Here is a 3,023-nt window from a genome sequence, read left to right as displayed (position 1 = left end):
TCGCAGGCCTGTCCGATGACGATAGGGCCCGCGCCGATGATCAGGATCGATTTGATGTCGGTTCGTTTCGGCATCGGCTCCGCAGGTACCCGGATGTGGGGGGCTTAACGCACATAAAAAAAAGGCGCGCTTTGCGCGCGTCCTTGGCCCTCGGGCGAGGCATATGGCCCCGCGCGGGCGCGTGTCTAGACCAGAATCGGGGAGGGGGGAAGCCCGCGACGGCGATTTGTGGGCAACTTTGCGGTGAGCCTCGCGTTAGCGGCAAACCAATTCTTACCGCCCGGACCCACCCTTCATGCCGCCCGCCAAGTCGTTGGATGCAAAGCCGATCAGCCTGCCGCTCTGGCTCGCCGGTCTTGCGGCAGGGGCCGCGCTTGGCAGGCTCGCGCAGGCGCGCGGGTCCAGAGCCCCATCCGCCGGCCCGGAGCACCCCAGCGCCTCCTCCCAGGAAGCCGCGGACGCCCCGAAGGCCGGCGATACCTCCCGCCCATTCGGTGAGCGGCAGGAGCGCGATGAGCCCATCGCCGACCAGCACCGGCGCTCCCGCGAGCCCGGCCGGGGACGGCAGGCGACCTCGGCCTGGCAGATCCCCTGGGCCGGCTGGAAGGACATCGCGATCCGCACCTACAAGGAGATCGGACGCGATCGCGTGCTCGCGGTCGCCGCGGGCGTGGTGTTCTACGGATTGCTCGCGCTGTTTCCGGCGATCACCGCGCTGGTGTCGTCGTATGCCCTGTTCGCCGCCGCCTCGACGATCTCCGACCAGCTCCAGTTCCTGTCGACGGTGATGCCGGAGCAGGCCTACGGCATCGTGCAGGAGCAGGTGACGCGTATCGTCTCGCGCGGCGACGGCCAGCTCAGCTTCACCTTCCTGTTCGGCCTCGCGCTGGCGATCTGGAGCACCAATGCCGGGATGAAGGCGATCATCGATGCGCTCAACGTGATCTATGGCGAGGAGGAGAAGCGCGGCTTCTTCAAGCTGAACCTGATCTCGCTGACCTTGACCGTCGGTGCGATCGGCGTGCTGCTGATCGCGTTCGGCGCGGTGATCGTGCTGCCGGTGGTGCTGTCGTTCCTCGGGCTCGGCACCTTCGCGGAGACGCTGACGCATCTTGCACGCTGGCCGGTGCTGCTTCTCATCATGCTGTTCGGACTTGCGGTGCTGTATCGCTTCGGTCCGGACCGCGAGGCGCCGAAATGGCATTGGGTCAGCGTCGGCAGCATTTTCGCGACCGTCGCCTGGCTCGCGGGCTCCGCAGCCCTGTCCTGGTATCTCAGCCGTTTCGCGAATTATGACGCGACCTACGGATCGCTCGGCGCCGGCATCGGCCTGATGATGTGGTTGTGGATGACGTCCATCGTCATCCTCGTCGGAGCCGAGATCAATTCGGAGATCGAGCATCAGACCGCGCGCGACACCACGACGGGTCCGGAAAAGCCGATCGGTGCGCGCGGCGCCGCGATGGCCGATACGGTCGGCGAGGCGCAGGATTGATCGGTCAGGTGGTCGCGTGCGCGGGCTAGAAGCCCGCGTCGCGCAACTCGGCGCGTGCCGCAGCGAGATCCTTCTGGAAACCCGGCGCGGTAAACAACACGGCGGCCATCGCAACGGCGGCCTGCCGGCCGCCTTCGAGATCGCTCGGGTAATGCACGCCCGCGATCACGCGATTGTCGCCGGTCTCCCGGCCGCGCGCGAAAAGCACGGCGCTTTTCTGCGGCAGGATGTCCGCAAGCACGATGGCATAGAGATGCCCGAGCCAGGCATTGCCGCTCGGATAGGCGCTGCTTTTCGGCTGCTGGCCGGACGGCTGGACATCCTTGCTCACCAGGAATGGCCGCGGGCGATTCCAGCGGTCCTTGCCGATCCGCAGCAGCACGAGCGTGTCATCGTAGATCTGCTGGAATAGCGCGGCGGTCTTCGGCAGCTTCTCCTTGTTGAACGAGGGCCCAAGCACGTCCGCGAAGGAGAAGACGGACAGCTGTTCGGTTTCATTGGCGCGCTTGATTTCGGCAGGCGTGCGCACGGACTGCGCGTCGAGAACCGCTTTCAGGTCGCGCTTCTGCTCCTCCGAGGAGGGCGCGGGCGGCGGTGCAATGAACTGGGTGACATCGACCTGCGCCGGCGTCAGATACGCGGCTTTCGCTGCAAGGTTGGCGGTGAGCCATAGTGCTGCGACCAGCAAGGGCAGAGAGGCGAAGCGGATGGCAGAATGACGACGCATGACAGGTCCCCCCGGCAAAGGCATTCATAGCCAGCGTGGCTATGATGGAACTATCGCGCGCGGTCCCGCCGGGGGTCAATGAAACAGGATTCCAATGTTCGCGCCGACGGGAAACGAATGCGATTTCCGTCGTGCGATCGGTAGGTCTTTCCACTCCTTGCGTGCGCGACAAGGATCACGGGTTGCACACGGAACCTCGCGCCGCATTCTGCGGTTGACTGGGCATGGCAAAAGAACCCGTACACCCCCCGCAGCCGCCGGCCGAAGAGCCGGGCCAGCCCTATCCGGTCGAGAATCCTCCGGCACCGCATCCGAACGAAGACCGCCCGATGGTCGATCCGGTGCCACCCGACAAGGATCTCCCGCGCATGCAGGACGCAGCGCCGCGCGGCACGATGAAACATGATGTCGAAAGCCAGCCCAATGGTGCGCCCGATCAGCAACCAGGCGCGGTGCGTGGGGCCTGAGCGATCCACTGGAGAAAGAACCCGGCGTGACGCCGGGTTCTTTTACTGCGATGACGTGGATCGGCCGTACAGACCTTATCAATACGCCCAATCAATACGCCCAATCAATACGCCCATGTCGCTCCGTAATAATCGGAGACCTTGCGGCCCCGTGACGGGTCGGTCCAGTCCCACTCGTCGTCGTTGGAATATTTCGGCGCGCCCTTGAGCTGTTGCGCGGTGACGTGGACCTGATAGCCGCCGAGATCGGTATTGTATTTCAGCGAAGCCCAGGGCAGCGGATAATACTCGTCGCCGATGCCCATGAAGCCGCCGAAGCTGAGCACCGCATAAT

The 3,023-nt window shown here is 64.9% G+C and carries 3 protein-coding genes and 1 pseudogene; 2 read left to right on the top strand and 2 right to left on the bottom strand.

Going from position 1 to position 3,023, the window contains the following annotated elements:
- Positions 1 to 295: 295 nt before the first annotated feature.
- Positions 296 to 1,495 (top strand): YihY/virulence factor BrkB family protein, encoded by a 1,200-nt coding sequence (locus VN004_RS17575; RefSeq protein WP_325612769.1) that lies wholly within the window; start codon positions 296 to 298, stop codon positions 1,493 to 1,495.
- 25 nt (positions 1,496 to 1,520) lie between these two features.
- Here the strand turns inward: VN004_RS17575 and VN004_RS17570 are convergent, their stop codons facing one another.
- On the bottom strand, positions 1,521 to 2,222 hold the full coding sequence (locus VN004_RS17570; RefSeq protein WP_325612767.1) for a phosphatase PAP2 family protein: 702 nt from the start codon (positions 2,220 to 2,222) through the stop codon (positions 1,521 to 1,523).
- Between the two features lie 224 nt (positions 2,223 to 2,446).
- Here VN004_RS17570 and VN004_RS17565 point away from each other — a divergent pair, with 224 nt between their 5' ends.
- Complete coding sequence (locus VN004_RS17565) at positions 2,447 to 2,689, top strand: hypothetical protein (protein WP_325612765.1); 243 nt, start codon at positions 2,447 to 2,449, stop codon at positions 2,687 to 2,689.
- 104 nt (positions 2,690 to 2,793) lie between these two features.
- Here the strand turns inward: VN004_RS17565 and VN004_RS17560 are convergent.
- A pseudogene (locus VN004_RS17560) lies at positions 2,794 to 3,023 on the bottom strand (PRC-barrel domain containing protein); the annotation flags it as partial.

The sequence above is a fragment of the Pseudorhodoplanes sp. genome, from assembly GCF_035565855.1.
Classification (GTDB): domain Bacteria; phylum Pseudomonadota; class Alphaproteobacteria; order Rhizobiales; family Xanthobacteraceae; genus Pseudorhodoplanes.
This window is presented reverse-complemented; position numbering and strand designations above follow the sequence as displayed.